Source organism: Paenibacillus sp. T2-29, assembly GCF_052921365.1.
In genome coordinates, this window is the sequence record NZ_JBREVE010000001.1 from 670,477 (window position 1) to 689,221 (window position 18,745).

Consider the following 18,745-nt stretch of genomic DNA (forward strand, 5'->3'; position numbering starts at 1 on the left):
TATTACAAAATTTACTACTCAGACTAAGATAAAGGCCCCCGCCAGTATCTACACGCCAATTCTCGTAGCCTGTCCGCTTGCGTCGCGTTGCCTACTGTAGTCTTTTCCGTCCGTTCCCGTTGCTTCTGCCGCTGAACCGGACGTTTCCCGATCCCGCCTAAGCTCGAACTGTCGTTCGCTCATGAACGGGTACTCCTTTCGTTACATAGCTAGACGGCGTGCTAGCATACCGGCGAACCTTTCAACGTCCATATCACTATTAATCGTTACGTTCTGTATGATGATTGATGGAGCGTTACCGCCTTTGCCACGTTGTTGATCGCGCCATTCAGACGCCTCGTGCTTCGTTAAGACCGCTTCATCTTTGTGGAGACGCGCAGGATAATCGTTAAAAGGCACGGCGTCGAGTCCGCCTGCGTGTTTATTGCCGAGCTTATTTCGACGTTCAGCGTTATGTGCCACCAACTGGTCATCCGGAACACCGCCCATCCACGTAGGCAAGTGCTTATTCGTCCAGTCAAAGAATCCATTCACAGCGTCGCTCGATCCAAGAGACTTCGCTCCCTGGCCAATGTAGACGTTAGATGCACCGCCGCCTGCTCCTATTGCAGCCCCTGCGAGCGCACCGCCAGGACCAAACACGCCACCAACTATCGCACCGCCACCGCCATTAATTACTGCACTAGCGATAGGGTCATTAGCGATCGCCTTTTGTATCCCGTCAATTAATCCAGATCCAAGTTTTAACCCGACACTCACAAACGTTGGTACGGCTGCTTCGAGAGACGAGGCCATGAACTGGACAACCTGTGCAGTTAAGTTCTCTACAGTTACCCGTCCCCCACCATTCCACCAACGAGCAAATGCCTTTTCTATCTTTTCGAAGGCGAACGCTACTTTACTTTTAATGTCTGGAAGTTTGGTAAACTCCGGGTTATTAATAAAATTATCCTTGAGAAACGTCTTAGCGGTATTGACCGTACGCTCTACCGCTGCGGTAATCTGCGGCGTATACTTAACAACGAAGTCTGCGGCAGCTTGAGCGAGCTTCTTCAGGATCGGCATCGTCGGAAGCAACGCGGAAATCTGCAACGTTTCGATTGCGCCCTGGAACTGTTCGACCGCACCCGCTGCGCTGTCCATCTTCTTGGTCGCGACTTGGAGCGCAGTTACATTCGCCATTTCCTGCTGAAACTTCTTGACGCCCGCCGCGCCTTCTTTAAAGAGGATGTTACCGGCACGAATCGCGTCGGACCCGAATATCTGATGCAAGTAGTATTGACGTTGCTCGTTCGTAAGCTTACCGAATCGGTTCTTCAACAGGTCCGCTACCTGCGCCAAGTCTTTAATCTCGCCTTTGTTATCGTAAAATGACGAATGGATCAAGTTGCTTTCGGTCAAAAACTTCTTCGTTTCCTTTGCCGCCTTAGACGTTCCGACCTTGAGCCCCGTCTGAGCTGCGACGTACTTCTCGATATCTTTCGTAACTGCTTGGACGGAAGTACCCGTAGACTTAATGCCCTTCTTGCTCATAAAAGCGAGTGCGTCCGTAGTATTTACGGTCAAGAGGTTAAAGTCTTCGAACATTGCGTACGCCTTGTCCGTCATTGGCACGAGGTTCGATAACATCGTTTTCAGCGACGTACCTGCGTCTGAACCTTTCAATCCGTTATTCGCGAACAATCCCAACGCTGTGTTCGTATCTTTAAACGACTGCCCTACGCCGTCCGCAACGGAACCAACAGCAGCCAACGAGTAACGTAAATCGTGTACGTCCGTAGCCGACGCATTTGCCGTGCCCGCCAAGATGTCCGCAGCTTGTGCCGCAGTTAAGCCGTCTTTCTTAAACGAGTTAAGCGCGGTCGACATAATTTCCGCAGATTCCGCTAGGCCGAGTCCGCCAGCCGTCGCGAGATTCAACGCTGCGTTAAGACCGCCCGCTTGGACCTGCGCGGTGGACATGCCCGCTTTCAACAGTTCCTCGATCCCTTGCGCGGCTTCAAGCGCACTATATTTCGTTAATGCGCCTTGTTGGAGCGCGAGTTGTTGCATGGCCTTCGTCTGCTCGTCGGTCGCTCCGGTTAACGCCTGAACCGTCTTCATTTGAGCCTCGAAATCCATGGCCTTCTTGACGGAGTCCGCAGCGAATCCGACGCCCGTTACCGCTACGCCGAGTCCTGTCGCCGCTACACCAAACTTCGTTATGCTGCTAAAAGCCTTGCGCATGGGACGGCTCATATCGTCGACTAGGCGTAAGTGTCCTATCAGATCGAATGAAATTTAGATCGCCGTCCTTTCAATCGCACGCACCAGTAGCCCTAACGCCTTGTAAACGGCAATTGCCGATCCTGCTACGTTCTTTCCGGTTCGAACGGCTGCGTCTACGTCGTCGATCGCGGGAAGTAGTTTCTTCATGCGGTAACCCATCGCTTGTACACGCGCCATGTCTGAAGCTTCAAATTTTGCGGCCACTTCGTTCCATATCGCTGCCTGCTCAGGAAAGCTATCTGCGAAATCATACGAACCGGGACGCTTGTGCGTTAAGACCGATTCAACCAGTCGGATAACGGGCGTCACGCGCTCCATATCAGCGAGGACGCTGTCCGGTAGTTTAGACTTGCTCATTCGTACTCCCCCTTTTGGATATAACAAAATGAGGCCCCGAAGGACCTCCGTGGTATCGCTATTCGATTTCTCTGCCAGGCGCTACGCTTGTCCGAAGTATCTTGCCGTAATTGTATGCCCTCGTGATCTCCATATCGGAAATCCCCCACACCTGACGTCCGCCTCCGCGCCAGTGTAACGCCGTTTCCTGAAAACAGGGCCGGTTTTCCCATTTCTCTCGACCGGGCTCTGTCGCCTCTACGGCATTCTTGTAGATATCAGACGCATCTTTCTTCAGAGTATACAAGTCTAAGAGCGCCCTCAAATACACATACTTGGCATCCTCAATTACTCTCAATTTATCGTCATAATGTCGTTGGAAATAGTCCATCGCCTCAGCCCGCCCGGTACGCATTGCCACTTCCGCAAGTGCGCTCCTCTCATCGGATGACCGTACGGACGCCTTAGACGCTCGTGCTTTGGCAGCCGCGAGTTCACTGGTGAGTTCGGCAACCTTACGTTGCAACTCGGCCTCACGATGTACATTTTTGGGTGTCGGATCGTCTAGCGTTGCGTCCCCCGCTTCCCGAAGTTCTGCGTTGGTTTTTTCGAGTTCTGTGGACAGCTCGACGGCATGGGAATAATGAGCCTCCACTACCCTGTCTATCTGTGCCTTGACGTCATGATACGCTTTAATTGCGTCTTGTACTTTCTGCGGTAATTTAACCATTTAAACCATCCTCTCTACTATCCGTTCACTCTCCATGTACTTGTAAAAACGACTCGTAATCCCGCAATACCTTGTCCGTGAGTTCTTCGCCCAATGTAGGGGCGGCTCCTAATCGGACCATTGAGTTAACAGGCTGCGCAGCCCTAAGTCGAGCAATCTCGTCAAGATTCTGTCTTGCCTGTGTCTTCGCGTCTGTCTCTGCCGTAGCCTTTATTTGCTCATATGAAGTCCGCAATCGTAACGGGTCGGTTATGTGTTTGTTCAGTTCGACGCCGGTATTTGCAAAGTCGTCTACGATGATTTTGGCAATGTACGGATCGCGGATGTCCTCCATAAATTCTAGGAGCTGTTGGGCAGCGCGTTTGTTATTGAATACGAGCAATTCCGTTTTTAGAGAGCCGTACTTATCGGTGAACTCCCGTAATTGCTCGGCGGACGGTTGGGGATTCGGAGAGCTAATCACAGCGCGGACGCTCTTTTCAGCTACGTCCAACTCGGCATCTATGTCGGCTTTATTGGCGCGGATAATCCTTGCCAGTTCGACAGCCCCTTTTTCGCGTATTCCACGCGCCTTTTGTGCGATGCCTATGCCCGATAAAGTCGGGTCTTCTTGCGCTTCTTTAACCTCTTTTTTTACACGGGTGAAGATATCATGAGAGGCTATGATGGAGCCATCTCCATAAATCAAATCTTTTACTTTTTGGATAGTATCGTTGTAAGTTGTCATTGTTCATTTCCCCTTTTAGTTTAGTTTGCTTGTACGTCCGCCGCCGCAGGCTTGCCGCCCCTACCTTCCGTTAGCACGTAACTCACGCGCAAGCCGACCGGTACTTCCGCCGTATCGAACGATTCGCAGTCGGATAGATGGAAGAATACGCGGTTATCACCGGACGAGATGAACCCGTAGCCCCGATCGCTAAAGTACGAAACTACACCGGATTTACGCTTTACTCTCGCCGGCTTATCCGACTCCTTCCGACTGATACCGAGTGACGGGCCGATGCTGGCGATCTCGTCGCCGGTGCCGATGCAGCCTGACCACGTTTTTGAATTGATGAATTTACTCACGCTGATTCCTCCCCTTCAAACTCTTTAACAAACTGGTCCACCGCTCCATTGACATTTGACACCACGGCAACCGGATATTTCCCGAAAAGGTGCCGCCGATCTTGTACCTCGAAGTACCCAGACCATAGCGCATCAACGGCGCTTTCTAGCGCTGTCCTCTCTGTATTAACAGGCCAAGTCCCTGTCAGTGTATCAATGCCGGACGCGTCATAAATCTTAACGATATCCTGGTCGCCCTCTTGCTTATGGATAACTTGCGTACATTGATCGCTCATTTCCGTTTCTCCTTCCGTTTTCTTTTTCTCCGTTCCTCTTCCGCGATCATAGGCGCAGCGAATCGAATCCACGCGCGGGATACGGAGTCACCGAATGTAACATTTATACCGTCAGCGAACGTCACGACCGTTTGATACTGCGGATTCACGTTTACGACCTCCTCGCTACTTGTGTACTCAAATACCGACAGCGAACGGAATCATCGCCGCGCCAGGATTTACACCGCTTATCCGCTTTTGACATCGCGTGAAGCAATACGCAGCTTGAATCCGGCTTGTAATACGGACAATATGTAGCCGCGTCCTCTCGATCACTCACTAGCTCACCTCCCGTTAAAACCGTGCATAATCCGTACTCATTTCCGTGTTTTCGCTTGATTTCAGACGCGCAAAAACAAGCCGAGGGTCATAGTTCCTCCGCTTGTCTAAAACGTTATTACCACGCTAATTCAACGTATAGGATACTACGCCGTCATGCGCTGACTTGGCAATTTAGCAGGCGCTTGATTGACCGTTTCCGCGCTTCCGGTACACGATACTGAATCGCAATTAACTGTCCGAATCGGAAATACTCGGCCATGACGTGAAAATCCGAATAGCTACGCTTGACCTTCGCCATAACGGTAGCATCCTCTGTGTAAGCTGCGAGGTTGTCCGAATCGATCCGCCATATCTTGTTACCCACGTAAGGCCCTCCTCGCTTTTGCAATTTAAAGCAATGAAGTAAAAAGACAAAAATAAAGACGCTTATTAAAGCGCCAGCTTAGTCGATTCTTTTGCACGTTGAATTGCAGCTAAAACGTCATCACCCGTTCCGAAAACCTGCGCGATCTTGATTCGCAGGTCTCGGGAAACCGTTCGACGGCCGTTTTCAACGTCAGATATGCAGGACTGACTCACGGATAAAGCCTCCGCGAAACTTGCCTGCGTCATACCGGTCATAACGCGAATGCCGCGAACTCCTGTCCCATCCATTATCACAGACCCCCTTGTCCTATTTGTAATAACGCCTGTCCCTTAAATAAAATTAACGGGAACGTTAGTTCCCTTCCCACCTTAGGCGGAAATGTGGACAGTACGGGGCTTGCGGCATTCTACAAACTCATCTGTCAATGGTTGTTCATACATGTTATACGTGACTACCGGCCCCCACCATATGGAATGTTCATTGCCCTTGTATTTGTTCCGGTTACTCGTCCACCTATATTCCCCATCCAGGTAGCCCGCACTCTCAGTGCCCTTCTTATCCACGAGCTGCACAGTATTCTTTCGACCGTGCCCTTCCTTCCGCATCTTCGCATCAATCATCTTCGCAATTTTCTTTGGATTTCCGAATGACCGCTCAGAGCGCTCCTGTAGGTCCTCCATCTCCTGGGGATTGTAGAAACCGTACTCCAATTGCGTGCGGTTTCGCTCGCCCTCAAGTTTGACAGTTCCGTATCTGTCGTGGCGTTCCCACAGCGTCTTAGATACTCGGCGGCAACTTTGTCCGCAATCCACTTTACTCGCGCGGCCCTCGAAAGGGTACCGGCACACACGACATAGCTTGACGCCCATTTTCTCGGCGATATCCTCTGCGTCAGCCTCACAGTAAATCCGTATATTGTGCTTCCTCATAAATTCTCGCGCTCCCTCACCTGGCGGAACATCAACGTCACGATCACGAGGTTTGTCGTATGGGTCACGTAAAATTGATAACCCGTTAATGTGATCTTCAGCGAGAACATAATCCGCCAGCCGTTCCAAGCGCTGTTTATCGAGCCGCGTCCGAAACCTGCCGTCACCGCCTATGTGAGCATCGAAATAATAAGCGTCATATAATTCGACCATTGTCTCCGCTATCTTCAGCCTCAGCTCAAGCGGATGCTTAGCGTAGGCCCGATAGTTGGCACGCGTCCAGTTCGGGAACAATTCGCTGGAGTCTCCAGAATAATCATATCTGTCTACGTATGGCGTGACGGTGAGCTCAAGTTGCGGACTATGTTGGTACTCAACTAACTTTTTGGCTGCTTCCAATAAATCCCCCTCCTACAATGGAAACTTAATATTTTGATGTCCGCGTATCTGTTGTTCTTCCTAGTGGAAGTTCTCACGCGAAAATCTATATGTGACTATCTCAATGCGCGTATGATACTTCGCTAGGAATGAGCGTAAGCGAATGACGACGCGTGAGGGATAGTGGTCTTCTATCCCGAAACAGGTTATGATGTCGTAATGTTTATTCTTATTTATTCGTTCTTGTTACTTCGTTCTTATTACATTCCTATAAACGGAGTACGACGATTCCCATGAACGGGATTTAAGCCACTCCGTCTACAGGAATCGCTTCTCCTACAGCCTCCTCTAAGCGCGGATAGTAAAGCGGAAGATAAATCTTTTTAACGTTTCCTCTCCACGGTATCTTCTTCGTAATCAAAAGGCCCTCTACCTCAAGCATCCGGCACAACGGTTTAATTCGGTCACCGTGTATCCCCGTATCTTCACGTATTTGCTCTACCGTTGGGAACGCCCACATATAGTAATCGTTCGCCTCGGTTCCGTTCACATACGCGTGAAGGTAAAGCAAAAGTAGAATTGCGTCTCTCGCGTCGTTCTTCCGGTATTTCTCCCCCATCTCAACTAAATGAACGCGAAAGAGCGAATGGAGCGAAGGCGAGTATCCGCCATGTCCCCGCTCTAGGACGATCTCTTTTTGTTTAGTAGCTATCTTAGCTAACGTCCGAAGGTCGCTCATCCTCTGTACTCCCTCCTATCTCGTATTTCTCGTGAAATTCCGCGTACGTCAGCGGCTCAAGCGGTTCGTATATGAGCTTGTTCGGAATGCGATCGGACTTTGTGACGTTGAGCAAACCGTAACGGCAAAGCGTAGCCGTGTGCTGGCGTATTTTGTACGGAGATAGCCCCGTTTGCGCCTCTATTTCGCGTTGATTTAGCCACGTTTTACCGTATAATCGGTGACTCGGCTTGTTTTGACACCAGGAGCGTAAATAGCCGTAAAAGCCCGCCGTTTCCACGGTAAAACCTTCGAGTTTCGGATACAGCCGGAACAGTATGACCGGGACCTTAACGAACCAGTCGTCCCGTTCATGAGACCGTAATTTCCCCGTGTCGATCGTCATAAGAATCGCGTCCTCCTCCCATAAGATAATTGAGCGACAGCCCACAACGGAGCCGCCGCGTTGTAACGCCGATTAATACGTAAAGAAATATTTACCTCCAGATTTCTCGCATAGCTCAATAGCGATATCCACGTTAAGATCGGGATTACCCGTGTCAATTTCTGCTACCTTCGTATATTCCTTTTTCCTAATCTCAATCTTTCCGGTACCTCCGATTTCTTGATCGACTAAATAATCCGCAACCAACTCCGCGTTATCTTCCGCACACATAAAAGCGTGAACTCTGAGGTCAAAGTACATGTCGTATGCTTTTTCAATGATGTTGGAAGAACGTACCGGCTGACCTAACTCAAACCGTCGAAGTGTGCTTGGACTAATGCCGAGGGCTTCCGCAACCTTCGTGAGTGTAAGGCGATGTGTTTCTCGCCGCTCTTTAAAACGCGCGCCCTTCTCGGCCCACTCTCCAGCTTTTTTAGCTACGTACTGCTCCCGTGTCAACAATGCATTTGTCATAATTAAAATCGCTCCCTTTTCGTTTGGTTTATATGAGATGCGGTTAACCCGCGGTCTACCTAATCGAATGCGCGGCGTAATCGTGCACGCAAGTATGTAGAAAGTCCTCACGCACTTCGCACATCGGATACTGTATTATCTACGACGAATTTTGACTCCGCACAGGGTCGTAAAAACTACCCCCTATATATAAATAGGACACGAAACTGCGAAAGTGGGACACGTGACTACCGCCGCACATTAACGAACAACTTTTTTGTAACAAAACGGAACCTATGTTCCTATCCTGCGTATTACTCGATATAACAAGCAGACGACCGGTGCCTGAACCGGATTTACCGGCCGATCGTCCGAGGATGAAAAATTTATGTGAACTACGCCTGCCTGACGGATATTGCCGTATCCGGACGTAGGAATTATCGAAGCTGGCCGGTAGTTGGGACGTTGGCGCGTCCTTTCGCTATCGACCGAAGTTTACCGAGCAGTTGGCGCTACTCAGCGATTGGTTCCTCCGATTGGCGTCGGAAAGTACGGATTTGAAACGTTTAGCCGCCAATGTTGGCGCAAAGGCAGCCCGGATAATAGGTAATACACGCGCGTCTCCTCCCCGTTGAGTGTCCGAAATGATTGGCGTCATTTTCGAACACACGCGGGTTCATCGGAGAACCTGAAACGGAAACTCTCCGACCATATGATTGAGGACGTCTTGCGTCAACCATTCGATGACATCACGGCCTTGCAGTTTGGTAACGATCTCCGGTATGACTACAGCCGGATCTCGCGTGACGTTGGTTGCGAGTCTAACGCTAGACGTGTTTCGGTTTTCGATATAAAACCGATTGACGCCCGTCTGGTATATCCGCTCAACCTTCGATAGATAGACGGTTCCCTCCAGTACAAAAGCGGCGTATCCCGGTTTGACGAGGAAGCCCTCGCTCATGTCGTAGTCAAGGTCGTCGTCTTCCCATACGTGCAAAATAACGATCTTTTCGAGAACAGAGATACCATCCATACTCAAGCGCCTCCATTCGGAAATACGTTGTTAAATGCTGTATCTAGTTCTTTTAACGTTTCAATTCGTTCGGCATCGGTGAAGTGCGGACTTTCTAATACGTTACCGACCGCAAGTATATAGAAACGGGATGCGATCATTAACGCCTCGCTCGTCGTTTCGGAACCAAGCCGATAATCCGTGAATATTTCCAAGTACGACATTACGTCAACACCTCTCGCGCTATCAACACGACAGCGTAAATAAACTTAAGAATTGCGACAATACGTTTGCGATTCTTACGCGATAGTACGATGTTACGCGTAGTTGATAAATTGCTTACTGCGTTCAATCTGGACGCCTCCCTTCCCGACAATGAATCCGAGTTCCTTCATTACGTCCATTGATAGCGTTAAACTACCGAGCGGCGACCGCCGACTGACTCCCGCTAATTTCCAAAAAGCTCGCGGCTGTATTACGAGTTCCTGACGTGTACCGACGTACCGAACTATGTAGTTCCCTGTGATCGGATCGAGTACGTAGCGGACTTGCGCCGGAGTAACTAGCGGACGGACGACACGGAAGACTTCCCGCTTCATTTCTGCGTCCAATTCAAAGCCGAGTTCGACGAGTTGTGCCGGAGTTGTTTCGACTGTATCACCGTAGAGAAACGGATTAGCTTGCGGTATAATAGAAAAGAATAATTCCGATGTAACGCGGAGTTCTTGACGAGTGCGGCCACTTCCGACCGTGATGATGACGTTACTTTCGCGACGATTACGGATGAAACCTAACGTGATTGACATATGATTCGCCTCCTAGCGGGATTATAGGATGAGTTGCGGCGTAGCTTCGGAACAGTACGATGTTGCTCGGGATATGAATGAAACTTTTTATTAACTCAATACGTTAATAACCTGATACGATAATAACCCAATGAGTTATTAGAGTCAAGCCCCTTTTATGATAAAATAAAATTAATTACAAGGAGGATCGCGGATGATTCGTTTTACACTTGAAGAGATGCTCAGAAAAAGAGAAATGAGTATGTATGCATTGTCTAAAAGCTCAGGTATCCGTCCAAATACCATAAGCCAATGGGTAACAAACGAGGGCGTTGACGTAAAGTCTATAACTATTGAGACTCTTGATCGGGTTTGCTCCGTATTAGACTGTCAACCGGGGGACTTGATTAAATACATAACGAGTGCCAAAGAAAGTACCGAACCAAAAAAAGAAGACCGTTAATCTCGCGGTCTTTTTTACGTAGGAGGCCTATTATGGAAATGAACGACGAAATTCACGCACTCGTCCTCGAACTAAATCACAAGCAACGCGTTACGATAAATAAGATCGACAACGTTAACGCACGCATAGACTCAATAAGCGAGGGCATACGCGAAATCAATTCCCTTTGTAATTACGTGAAATCAGCGTTAAATTAGCACCCCCAATCGTACCCTTCCGTATCCCCTAACGTAGGCTTAAACGGACTAATTTACGGCGATTTTACGGTGAAATATTTAATGAAGACTTGTATTGGGTCAAATAATCGCACAGTTCACAAAATTAGACGCTAATCCGAATTGTTGCATCTCCTCTACCAATTCAGAAAATCCTGAAGATGTCGCGAATATGAATGGATACTTAGAGCAGCCAAAAAGACATTACTGAAAATTGAAAAAGGACCGCTAACCTTTTTAATAGGCATGGTCCTTTTTTCGAGGTTTATTTTAGCTTTAGCTCAGTAGTTAGGCTTACGATTTTTATAAAAACCTCCACTTAGTCCTACTAAACTAAAAAGAACGCTTAAAAAGTCGTCAACGATTTGTGGAGCCTCTTTTGCTTTTGCTTCTATGGTTCCATTCTCGTATATTATTTCTTTATAAGAGCTTGAATAATGTATAATTTTATTTCTAGTTTCTGTTAACTCTACATAAGAACTTTTCACTTCGTCAGGAATAATCATATTAAACAATCTCTCAATTGTCTTAATTTTATTAGCAATAGAGCGAAAAGAAAATGGTGGAATAGATTGTGGATCGTTTAATTTATCTAATAATTTCTTATCATCATCCGATAAGGTCAGCTCATTAGACTTGAGATGGTTATATACTATAGTCGACATAGCGGCCTCTGCGGAGGTACAAAAATTGATTAATGACGATCTGAAAAACCGATATCGAGGGAATAAGTCGGTTGTCCCGTTTGCTTGAGATAAATAATATAAAGCATCATTGTGCATTTCTGCCATGTAACTCCTAATAGATATTGAGGCTTCTTTATCTGATTGCATTAATAACTCTCCTTATATCGTGATAATAACGAATGTCCGATCACACTCACTGGAGACTCAATACTCTGTCTAGCCTATTTCTCCCCAACCAGCTTAAACTCGCCGTCAGCGTAACTACCAATATCGTAGTTTTGGACAGACAAGCTAACGGCTGTGGAATCCGTCCATTTCGGCATACCCGGCGCTTCACCGTAATACTTCTTGGCCGCCGCGATAAGACTGTCAGCCTTCGCTCTCAACTCGCGGTCACCAACAGTGTAGGCACCTTTTCCTTTATACGCCAGCGCCATCGGCGGTTGATTAGTGACGTCCATAGTTACGCTACCAAGAGCGCCCCCATCCGTTTGGTTGAAGTATATACGATCTACTACGAAATCATCGGTAACTACTGAACCCTCGATAACGTGGGCTGCTTCCGTCATATAAGCGACTGACTTATATGTAGCTATTTCTTGCGCGTTAGTATCTTGCGCTGCCTTAACGTCATCCACCGACTTCGCCAGCGCAGCGTTTTCCGTTTTTAGCGAAGATACCTGCGCCTTTAGGTTGTGGTTCACCACGAACAGTACGATCGCCGCAACAATTGCAACGCCCGCCAGTATCGTCGCGATTAACGCAAGCTTATTTAATGGCGCAGTCTGCTTTTCCTCTACGACTTCATAACTACTTAATTCACCCATAAAATACATCCTCTCGACTAATATAGACATATTTTACTATGTAACAACCTCGTAATCTAGTATATTTTTCCTACGAATGAAAAAAAGCGGACCCACCTACGCACTATCGCCTAAATGAGTCCGCATATACGTATAGTTACTTCGGCATCCATACGTCAATCAACACAACGGACTGGTTCGCCTCTGCTCCAACGTCAGGCACGCGTGAGGGTTCCGGAATGTCGTCACCATCCGCTTCCATTCCGTAAAGGTGCAACGCAAGACAATCCTTCGCCATATACAGCGCTTCTTCATCCGTGTCGCCGCAAGTGTAGGCGCCAGGTAAGTCCGGGAAGCTGACGGAGATTCCGTCGTCCGCGTAATCGAATATGGCCGGGTATACGTAGCGGTTTTTCATAAGTGACGCCTCCTACTAATCATTAAGAATCGAATTTACCGGTGAATATTTCGTATGCTGTACGGAGATATCCGGCTGATACATCTCTGCGTAGAGTTTCACCATCTCCAACGTCTTGTGGCCCATGATCGACATAAGCGAAACAATATCACCGCCATTCATTAAGTAATTGCGCGCAAACGTATACCTCAGTGAATGGCATGATACGCGAACTCCCTTGATATTCGCCAGTTTTCCGTAATCGCTTATCTGCTCCTGTACATAGCGGCGTTTAAGCGGCTGTCCCTCCGCATTCACGAAGAAAATATCGTGTTCCTGTTCTCCGCGCATCTCCTGATATTCACGCAATCTTAGCGCCAAAGTTTCGCTGAATGGTACGACACGTTCTGTGCGGCCCTTCCCGTAAATTTGAATCACTTGCTCCTGCCAGTAAACGTCATGGACACGAAAGGTCAACGCCTCCTCCAAGCGTATCCCAGTATCCAAGAGAACGAGTAGGAAAACGTAGGCGCGGAAACCGGCTATCGTACCTCTATCAGACGCGTCCAATAACGCAATAACCTGTTCGCGACTTAGCGTGCGATTAATGCGCTTTTCTTCAACGAGCTTATCAATCGGTTCCATTGGGTTTTCATTTAAGTAGCCCGAGCTATGCAAGTGATTAAAGAACGCGCGCAGACCTCTAATATATTTGTTGACTGTAGACGCTTTATTACCTATGTCTAATCTTCGTTGTATAAATTCGTAGACGTCCTCTGTAATAACGTCTATAGGACGCGATACGTCATTTTCGGCTAGGAACTCTTTGAACTTACTCAAGGTCTGAAAGTAAAAATCATGTGTATTTTCGGTCAGATTTTTGAGCTTCCTTGACTGGAGGAAACCAGTTATAGCCTCGTTCATCTCCAACAGCTCCTTGTTCTGCTTTTGTTCAATGATTTTCTTTCTTTTCTCTTTGTAGTCCATGTTCAAACTCCTCTCCTATTATTAAGAGAGAGTTTAATCTATTAGCTCAGCGAATACAAAAAACGGACCCACTCACGCAATCTCCCGCGCAAATGAGTCCGTTAAACCTCGCTACTTCGTATCATCCGCCTTCTGCTCCGTCTTGAACGTTGAGTACACGCCTGTCCCGATCAACGCGTACGAAACGATGTTGACTCCGATTTGCCACATGCCGAAGTCTGGTGCAACTCCGTACTTTTCGAGGATTTGGTACGCGAGGCCGACGACGGATGCGAATACTAATTATGTTTATATAACACTGATTTCGTACCTACATTCAACAATATGAATACAAATACCTCGTGAGGTGAATTTAATATACAAAAATAATTAAATATTGCCTATAGTCAACGCTTAGTGTATAATAAAACAAAAGATCGCTACAGAAACATAGCGACCCTTGTGTTTACTTTTTAGTTGCAGATAATTTAGCATAAATTGCAATTAGAATCATAAGATTTAAAACTTCGTATAAATTTGCGTGCATTTACTAAACCTCCTTTTAGGTAGGTCTTTTTGTGTTTTACATACCTCCCTTGAGTATACACCATATTGCTAGCTCTCGCTATAATTTTTAGTATAAATAACGCCACCTCCGAAGAGATGAGCGTTACTCATACGTTTTATATTTTTGTATTCCGTTTCGCCTTCGTACTCTTAAACAGCCGATCCACCGGACTCGCCTTCGCGTGTTCCGTTTTCAAATCATCGTTTACAAGCGCCACGTAGCGCCGTGTCATTTCCATAGTAGCGTGACCGAGGGCCCGCTGTGCCGCGAAAGCATTCGCCCCGTTACGCAAGAACTCCAACGCGAATACATGCCGCAAATCATACGGTCGAATATGCGTCCCGATCTTTTTGCAGTATATCTCCATTCGGTCGCCCCACGTATGGCGGTTGAGCGGACGCCCTTCATACGAACAGAATATCGGAACGTCATCGCCCCATTCAGGCGCACGCACCGATATCAGTTTCCGCAGTGCCTTCGTTGTAGTCTCCGATATAGGAAGCGTCCGCGCAACACGACCCTTCGCCACCTTCGCCGGCACGTAAATTTCCCGCAAAGATGCGTTAAAATCCTGCGGTATTAGCTTTGTACCCTCCGACGGGCGGATGCCTGTATCTAGCGTTAAAAGGATGAGCGTATAGTCGCGTAGGCCGACGAACGTGCTTTGATTAGGCGCGGCCAGCAACGCATTCAATACGTCAACTTCGACGGCTACGGCCCGATTCTCTGTCTTGCGTTTCTTTACACTCGCGAGCGGATTCGTAGATAGCTCGCCTTCTCTTATGCAGTAGTTAAAGAACGTGCGTAAGTAGACGAGTCGATTGTTAAACGTTGGCGGTGCGATGTCCTCCGCTAGATGCTCCATTACCGCGTCCCTTAGCGCTTGCTCCGTTTCCCATGCGTTGGGGAACCGCTTGAATAACAGCTTAACGGTTCGATCGTAGTCGTGCAACGTATAATCGCCAACTCCGTCCTCTAGCTTCTTATGTGCGAGGAATTCCGTGAGAAGCTGACGCCAGTCCGTTCGGTTGCCCGCCGTAGGTTTTATACTTCGTAATCTTGCCAAAATAAAAACGCCTCCTCCGCATATTAACGGTGAGGCGCTTCGTTGGTCCTGTGTACCTGCGGATTGCTCCGTTACAGCTACACAGGACCTCGCGTTATTTTCGTCCATTTAACGCTGATGTGATCGGGCTAAAACCGCTTGAATGCCGAGGACCGGGATCGAACCGGTACGGTAGTCACCTACCGCAGGATTTTAAGTCCTGTGCGTCTGCCAATTCCGCCACCCCGGCAAGTATTTAGGAACGCTATTTTACACTTACTTGTTCTTGTCTTACAAGTATCTGAGAAGCTTACTTATTAAGAAGTGTTCTCGCTATGTAAATGTCGTTCAACCGGGCACCAACTTATAATACGACAATTTTATCAAATTGTAAAGTGTTTTTTTAAAAAAATAATAAAAAATCTCTTTTTGTATAACTTGTGCACATTTGAACTACACTAATAAATGTCTTTCCAAACCACCAGAAGGGGTGTTACGAATGCGTGAAGGTATGATTCCAACTGTTCTTGGGACGGTAGTATCGGCTTCAGGCGCTGTGTTGCTGAGCAGTAAGTACAAACTTGCAGCTACAGGCATTCTCGGTTTCGGACTGGCTCATGTTGTTCTGGGAGCGATTGATTTGATTGAGCATCGCTAGTTGTTTGGAAAGTACCGGGCGGGATTTATCCTTCCCGGTTTATTTTATAAGCGTTTAATATGGAGCATAAGCGTTTATGTAAAGTGTAGAACTGAATCATGCCTAAGAAGGAGCGTGTAATGTGCTATGAAAAAACATAACTCCGAAAAAAAGAGTCTTACTGACGATCAAATCGAATATAAACAATCTCTGGATACGCGTGAACCAGGATTTGATCGGATTCCTGACCCTGATGCCGATTCACCTGCAGCTACCGATATGATTGATGAAGCCGTAGACCGTGGAATAGATAAGCTACGTAATGACTTTACCAAATAAAGCATGAATTATAGGTCACAGGTTATTAAGTATCACTTGAAGATAAGCATGATCCAGCCAATAATCGAGATCCACAATACAATGCTGATGAAGAGTCCACACAAGAGACCAAAAGAGAAATTACCTTCACTCTTCGGCATAGCACTGCCAAATTTCAATCTAAGCTTCATTTGATTCCAGTTCATAGAACCCCCTCCTTAAGTTCTATTTCGGAATATGAAGCTTATTTTTGTAGACCTATAGTCATGTTTTTGAAAATAAAAAAGGGGTTTTTGTCCTATCACCCTGAGCGCGGCAACAGAATTACAGCTATACCTACCAAACAAATCAATCCACCAATGAAATCGTACAAGTCAGGTGTCTTTTTATCAATCCACCAGCCCCATGCAATGGAAAGAACAATAAAGACACCCCCGTATGCTGCATATACACGCCCAAAGGAGGAGAAAACCTGAAAGGTAGCAATGACTCCATAGACAGCTAAAATCACTCCGCCGCAAAGTCCGACATACCATGTCTTGCCTTCTCGCAGCCATTGCCAGATCAGATATCCACCTCCGATTTCAGCGATGCCTGCCAAAATAAAAAGTAAAGCTGCCTTTAACAACGTATCACGTCCTAAACTTTCTTACTTTTCAGTCATCTCATTATAGTAATCGATCTATAATAATAATCAATGCAATTACGCCAACCAGAATAAGCAGATTACTGACCTGACACCACAGGCTTGAAGCTCCCTCGGAGTGAAGCTTCCGCTGATTGGCATCAAAGTTTGCTTTGGTTCCCTCAGCATCTACCGGACTAGAAAATGGTCTGTGTTCTTCATTCATATGAAGGCCTCCTTTGCAATCCACTTTAATCATACCAAACTTTTCCGTCGATTTCGCGTTGCAATTATGCCTATAATTCAATGCAACTTCCGAATGAAGCTTCATATGTATGTAGTGTACAAACCAACATGTCGATATTTCACTGAATATAAAGTATGATGACGAATTAAGGAAGAGTGGGTATTTAGACGCCTTTCATTGCAGGACGGTAGTTATGGTATAATTTAGTCAACTTGTTCAGGATCGTATCAGGGCGCAACTGGTTACTCCATTTATAATGAAACTTACATCCAAGAATCCACATCCGCTTAAAACCTGCATATTCTGTTTGTAGATCTAGGAGGAGGAAACGGATGTCCCCTATTTTTATAGCTAGTTTAATGATAATGGGTATATTTTTATTTCAGGCAGCCCTTATTCTAGGCATCATACATTGGGTTTCTAAACGTACCAAGCGTCCAGCACAAACCAAAATGTACCTTACAGTGGGTTTGCTTGTCTTTATATCAGGCTTCCTTGTGTGGGACAACTGGATACACTTGCAGGAACTCAATGGGTGGACCATGATTAGTCTAGTAGTGATCATGATTAGCGCCTACATACAGCTTAGAAAACAAAAAGAAAAATACTAACCCCATTACCAGCATCAAAGGAGGAGCGCCATGAAATCTCACTCAACACGCTTTTGGTTACAGAGGGTGCTACTGCTAATGCTTGTTTTACTCTTTAGCGGCTCTCAACAATCGTTCATTGTTGCTGATGCCGCCCCGCCAATTAATGCTCATGCCTCTGCCAAAGCCAGGCAATTACTTGCCTACCTAACTAATGTGCCGGATGATATGCTAATTTCCGGACAGCACGATTACTTAGAGGCACCGGATGAACAAAATAACAAGCTGCAACAAATCAGCGGACAATACGCGGGACTTCACGGCTATGAGTTTGGAGGGTTGGCTAATCAATCCCGTACTGCCTTACGAGAGCAACGTCAGCGTGTTGTGAATAGCGCTATTCAATGGAGTCGGGACGGCGGAATCGTAGCTATCACCTTTCATCAGGCGTTACCGGGCAAACCAAAAACGTGGAAAAACGTACAAGCAAAAATTACTCAAGCTGAATTTAATCGTTACGTCACGCCGGGTACCCCACAATATAAGCAACTCATCGCTGATTTGGACGAGGCGGCTCTGTCCCTTAAGACCTTACGGGATGCGGATGTGCCAGTTTTATGGAGACCCTATCATGAAATGAATGGTAACTGGTTTTGGTGGGGGAACAAACAAAATTACGCTAAGCTGTGGGATCTAATGTATGATCGGTTCGTACATGTCCATCATTTAGATAACCTATTGTGGGTCTGGAGTCCCAATGCTCCGAACGCTTATAGCACTCCCTATAGTCTGTCCTTTCCAGGCATTAACCGGGTAGATGTGCTTGCAGCCGATATCTATAATAATGATTACAGGTCCTCCTACTACACTGAATTGCTAAAGCTTGCGCAGGGCAAGCCTATGGGAATCGGAGAAAGTGATATTCTGCCGAGTGCGAAGGTGCTACAGAATCAGCCAGCCTGGGCCTATGCCATGACATGGGGAAAGGAACTGTCGGCAACCAATTCGCAGGCAGTCATCAGACATTTTATGAACCAAAATAATATTATCACACGCGATCTTCTCCATGAGTCCCTCCGCTGAAAGAAAAAAGCTTG

At 47.0% G+C, this 18,745-nt stretch carries 32 protein-coding genes and 1 tRNA gene; 6 read left to right on the forward strand and 27 right to left on the reverse strand.

The features are described 5' to 3' along the window. Positions 1–48 precede the first annotated feature (48 nt). The 15 genes from ACU1JV_RS03335 to ACU1JV_RS03405 all read right to left on the reverse strand — a co-directional run bounded on the left by ACU1JV_RS03335 (position 49) and on the right by ACU1JV_RS03405 (position 8,309). Complete coding sequence (locus ACU1JV_RS03335; protein ID WP_413986635.1) at positions 49–183, reverse strand: hypothetical protein; 135 nt, start codon at positions 181–183, stop codon at positions 49–51. 18 nt (positions 184–201) lie between these two features. Beyond that, positions 202–2,238, reverse strand: coding sequence for a phage tail tape measure protein (locus ACU1JV_RS03340; protein WP_446724493.1), 2,037 nt, complete (start codon positions 2,236–2,238; stop codon positions 202–204). Between the two features lie 42 nt (positions 2,239–2,280). Next, a complete protein-coding gene (locus tag ACU1JV_RS03345; RefSeq protein WP_413986637.1) occupies positions 2,281–2,625 on the reverse strand; it encodes a hypothetical protein in 345 nt (114 codons plus the stop codon). Positions 2,626–2,683: 58 nt separating this feature from the next. Further along, positions 2,684–3,259 carry a hypothetical protein gene (locus ACU1JV_RS03350; protein WP_446724494.1) on the reverse strand — a complete coding sequence of 192 codons (576 nt, stop codon included), beginning with the start codon at positions 3,257–3,259 and terminating at the stop codon, positions 2,684–2,686. A gap of 100 nt (positions 3,260–3,359) precedes the next feature. After that, entirely contained in the window at positions 3,360–4,061 is a 702-nt protein-coding gene (locus ACU1JV_RS03355) for a hypothetical protein (protein WP_413986639.1), read from the reverse strand. Positions 4,062–4,081: 20 nt separating this feature from the next. Beyond that, complete coding sequence (locus ACU1JV_RS03360) at positions 4,082–4,402, reverse strand: cold-shock protein (RefSeq protein WP_413986640.1); 321 nt, start codon at positions 4,400–4,402, stop codon at positions 4,082–4,084. Beyond that, positions 4,399–4,677 carry a hypothetical protein gene (locus tag ACU1JV_RS03365; RefSeq protein WP_413986641.1) on the reverse strand — a complete coding sequence of 93 codons (279 nt, stop codon included), beginning with the start codon at positions 4,675–4,677 and terminating at the stop codon, positions 4,399–4,401. Before ACU1JV_RS03365 ends, ACU1JV_RS03360 begins: the two co-directional genes overlap by 4 nt. Then, positions 4,674–4,826: a hypothetical protein gene (locus ACU1JV_RS03370; protein WP_413986642.1), complete on the reverse strand. Its 153-nt coding sequence runs from the start codon at positions 4,824–4,826 to the stop codon at positions 4,674–4,676. Before ACU1JV_RS03370 ends, ACU1JV_RS03365 begins: the two co-directional genes overlap by 4 nt. Before the next feature lie 28 nt (positions 4,827–4,854). Beyond that, the gene (locus ACU1JV_RS03375; RefSeq protein WP_413986643.1) at positions 4,855–4,992 is read right to left on the reverse strand and encodes a hypothetical protein; all 138 of its coding nucleotides are present in this window, start codon (positions 4,990–4,992) and stop codon (positions 4,855–4,857) included. A gap of 157 nt (positions 4,993–5,149) precedes the next feature. Beyond that, positions 5,150–5,362 carry a hypothetical protein gene (locus ACU1JV_RS03380; RefSeq protein ID WP_413986644.1) on the reverse strand — a complete coding sequence of 71 codons (213 nt, stop codon included), beginning with the start codon at positions 5,360–5,362 and terminating at the stop codon, positions 5,150–5,152. A 65-nt stretch (positions 5,363–5,427) separates the two neighbouring features. Then, positions 5,428–5,652, reverse strand: coding sequence for a helix-turn-helix transcriptional regulator (locus ACU1JV_RS03385; RefSeq protein WP_413986645.1), 225 nt, complete (start codon positions 5,650–5,652; stop codon positions 5,428–5,430). 81 nt (positions 5,653–5,733) lie between these two features. Continuing rightward, entirely contained in the window at positions 5,734–6,588 is an 855-nt protein-coding gene (locus ACU1JV_RS03390; protein ID WP_413986646.1) for a hypothetical protein, read from the reverse strand. A gap of 388 nt (positions 6,589–6,976) precedes the next feature. Beyond that, positions 6,977–7,411 (reverse strand): hypothetical protein, encoded by a 435-nt coding sequence (locus ACU1JV_RS03395; protein ID WP_413986647.1) that lies wholly within the window; start codon positions 7,409–7,411, stop codon positions 6,977–6,979. Continuing rightward, on the reverse strand, positions 7,386–7,796 hold the full coding sequence (locus tag ACU1JV_RS03400; RefSeq protein WP_413986648.1) for a hypothetical protein: 411 nt from the start codon (positions 7,794–7,796) through the stop codon (positions 7,386–7,388). The genes ACU1JV_RS03395 and ACU1JV_RS03400 overlap by 26 nt, the downstream gene beginning before the upstream one ends. Before the next feature lie 72 nt (positions 7,797–7,868). Further along, the gene (locus ACU1JV_RS03405; RefSeq protein ID WP_413986649.1) at positions 7,869–8,309 is read right to left on the reverse strand and encodes a helix-turn-helix domain-containing protein; all 441 of its coding nucleotides are present in this window, start codon (positions 8,307–8,309) and stop codon (positions 7,869–7,871) included. A 369-nt stretch (positions 8,310–8,678) separates the two neighbouring features. Between ACU1JV_RS03405 and ACU1JV_RS03410 the strand changes: the two genes are divergently transcribed. Beyond that, positions 8,679–8,849, forward strand: a complete 171-nt coding sequence (locus tag ACU1JV_RS03410; protein ID WP_413986650.1) for a hypothetical protein — start codon at positions 8,679–8,681, stop codon at positions 8,847–8,849. Positions 8,850–8,964: 115 nt separating this feature from the next. Here ACU1JV_RS03410 and ACU1JV_RS03415 read toward each other — a convergent pair whose 3' ends face one another. The 3 genes from ACU1JV_RS03415 to ACU1JV_RS03425 form a co-directional block, all read right to left on the reverse strand. Next, positions 8,965–9,321, reverse strand: a complete 357-nt coding sequence (locus ACU1JV_RS03415; RefSeq protein WP_413986651.1) for a hypothetical protein — start codon at positions 9,319–9,321, stop codon at positions 8,965–8,967. A 2-nt stretch (positions 9,322–9,323) separates the two neighbouring features. Continuing rightward, the gene (locus tag ACU1JV_RS03420) at positions 9,324–9,524 is read right to left on the reverse strand and encodes a hypothetical protein (RefSeq protein WP_413986652.1); all 201 of its coding nucleotides are present in this window, start codon (positions 9,522–9,524) and stop codon (positions 9,324–9,326) included. A gap of 93 nt (positions 9,525–9,617) precedes the next feature. Beyond that, positions 9,618–9,899, reverse strand: a complete 282-nt coding sequence (locus ACU1JV_RS03425; RefSeq protein ID WP_446724495.1) for a hypothetical protein — start codon at positions 9,897–9,899, stop codon at positions 9,618–9,620. A 400-nt stretch (positions 9,900–10,299) separates the two neighbouring features. Here ACU1JV_RS03425 and ACU1JV_RS03430 point away from each other — a divergent pair, with 400 nt between their 5' ends. Then, complete coding sequence (locus ACU1JV_RS03430) at positions 10,300–10,548, forward strand: helix-turn-helix domain-containing protein (protein WP_413986654.1); 249 nt, start codon at positions 10,300–10,302, stop codon at positions 10,546–10,548. Between the two features lie 496 nt (positions 10,549–11,044). Here ACU1JV_RS03430 and ACU1JV_RS03435 read toward each other — a convergent pair whose 3' ends face one another. From ACU1JV_RS03435 to ACU1JV_RS03460, 6 genes are all read right to left on the reverse strand, one after another. Continuing rightward, a complete protein-coding gene (locus tag ACU1JV_RS03435) occupies positions 11,045–11,596 on the reverse strand; it encodes a hypothetical protein (RefSeq protein WP_413986655.1) in 552 nt (183 codons plus the stop codon). Between the two features lie 74 nt (positions 11,597–11,670). Next, positions 11,671–12,276: a hypothetical protein gene (locus tag ACU1JV_RS03440; RefSeq protein WP_413986656.1), complete on the reverse strand. Its 606-nt coding sequence runs from the start codon at positions 12,274–12,276 to the stop codon at positions 11,671–11,673. A gap of 136 nt (positions 12,277–12,412) precedes the next feature. Then, positions 12,413–12,673 (reverse strand): type II toxin-antitoxin system HicB family antitoxin, encoded by a 261-nt coding sequence (locus ACU1JV_RS03445; protein ID WP_413986657.1) that lies wholly within the window; start codon positions 12,671–12,673, stop codon positions 12,413–12,415. A 15-nt stretch (positions 12,674–12,688) separates the two neighbouring features. Further along, complete coding sequence (locus ACU1JV_RS03450; protein ID WP_413986658.1) at positions 12,689–13,639, reverse strand: tyrosine-type recombinase/integrase; 951 nt, start codon at positions 13,637–13,639, stop codon at positions 12,689–12,691. A 662-nt stretch (positions 13,640–14,301) separates the two neighbouring features. After that, positions 14,302–15,252: a tyrosine-type recombinase/integrase gene (locus tag ACU1JV_RS03455; RefSeq protein ID WP_413986659.1), complete on the reverse strand. Its 951-nt coding sequence runs from the start codon at positions 15,250–15,252 to the stop codon at positions 14,302–14,304. A gap of 143 nt (positions 15,253–15,395) precedes the next feature. Beyond that, positions 15,396–15,481 (reverse strand) — tRNA-Leu (locus ACU1JV_RS03460). Between the two features lie 249 nt (positions 15,482–15,730). Between ACU1JV_RS03460 and ACU1JV_RS03465 the strand changes: the two genes are divergently transcribed. Together ACU1JV_RS03465 and ACU1JV_RS03470 are read left to right on the forward strand one after the other, a co-directional pair. Next, positions 15,731–15,889, forward strand: coding sequence for a hypothetical protein (locus tag ACU1JV_RS03465; protein WP_013371953.1), 159 nt, complete (start codon positions 15,731–15,733; stop codon positions 15,887–15,889). Between the two features lie 126 nt (positions 15,890–16,015). Then, complete coding sequence (locus ACU1JV_RS03470; protein WP_165079618.1) at positions 16,016–16,207, forward strand: hypothetical protein; 192 nt, start codon at positions 16,016–16,018, stop codon at positions 16,205–16,207. Positions 16,208–16,239: 32 nt separating this feature from the next. Here the strand turns inward: ACU1JV_RS03470 and ACU1JV_RS03475 are convergent, their stop codons facing one another. The 3 genes from ACU1JV_RS03475 to ACU1JV_RS03485 all read right to left on the reverse strand — a co-directional run bounded on the left by ACU1JV_RS03475 (position 16,240) and on the right by ACU1JV_RS03485 (position 17,037). Next, on the reverse strand, positions 16,240–16,392 hold the full coding sequence (locus tag ACU1JV_RS03475; protein WP_019688000.1) for a hypothetical protein: 153 nt from the start codon (positions 16,390–16,392) through the stop codon (positions 16,240–16,242). 95 nt (positions 16,393–16,487) lie between these two features. Further along, positions 16,488–16,814, reverse strand: a complete 327-nt coding sequence (locus tag ACU1JV_RS03480; protein ID WP_013371956.1) for a YnfA family protein — start codon at positions 16,812–16,814, stop codon at positions 16,488–16,490. A gap of 40 nt (positions 16,815–16,854) precedes the next feature. Continuing rightward, positions 16,855–17,037, reverse strand: a complete 183-nt coding sequence (locus ACU1JV_RS03485) for a hypothetical protein (protein ID WP_165079617.1) — start codon at positions 17,035–17,037, stop codon at positions 16,855–16,857. A 353-nt stretch (positions 17,038–17,390) separates the two neighbouring features. Between ACU1JV_RS03485 and ACU1JV_RS03490 the strand changes: the two genes are divergently transcribed. Both ACU1JV_RS03490 and ACU1JV_RS03495 read left to right on the forward strand, forming a co-directional pair. Continuing rightward, positions 17,391–17,669, forward strand: a complete 279-nt coding sequence (locus ACU1JV_RS03490) for a hypothetical protein (RefSeq protein WP_040103358.1) — start codon at positions 17,391–17,393, stop codon at positions 17,667–17,669. Positions 17,670–17,699: 30 nt separating this feature from the next. Further along, positions 17,700–18,731 carry a glycosyl hydrolase gene (locus ACU1JV_RS03495; protein ID WP_165079616.1) on the forward strand — a complete coding sequence of 344 codons (1,032 nt, stop codon included), beginning with the start codon at positions 17,700–17,702 and terminating at the stop codon, positions 18,729–18,731. Positions 18,732–18,745 lie beyond the last annotated feature (14 nt).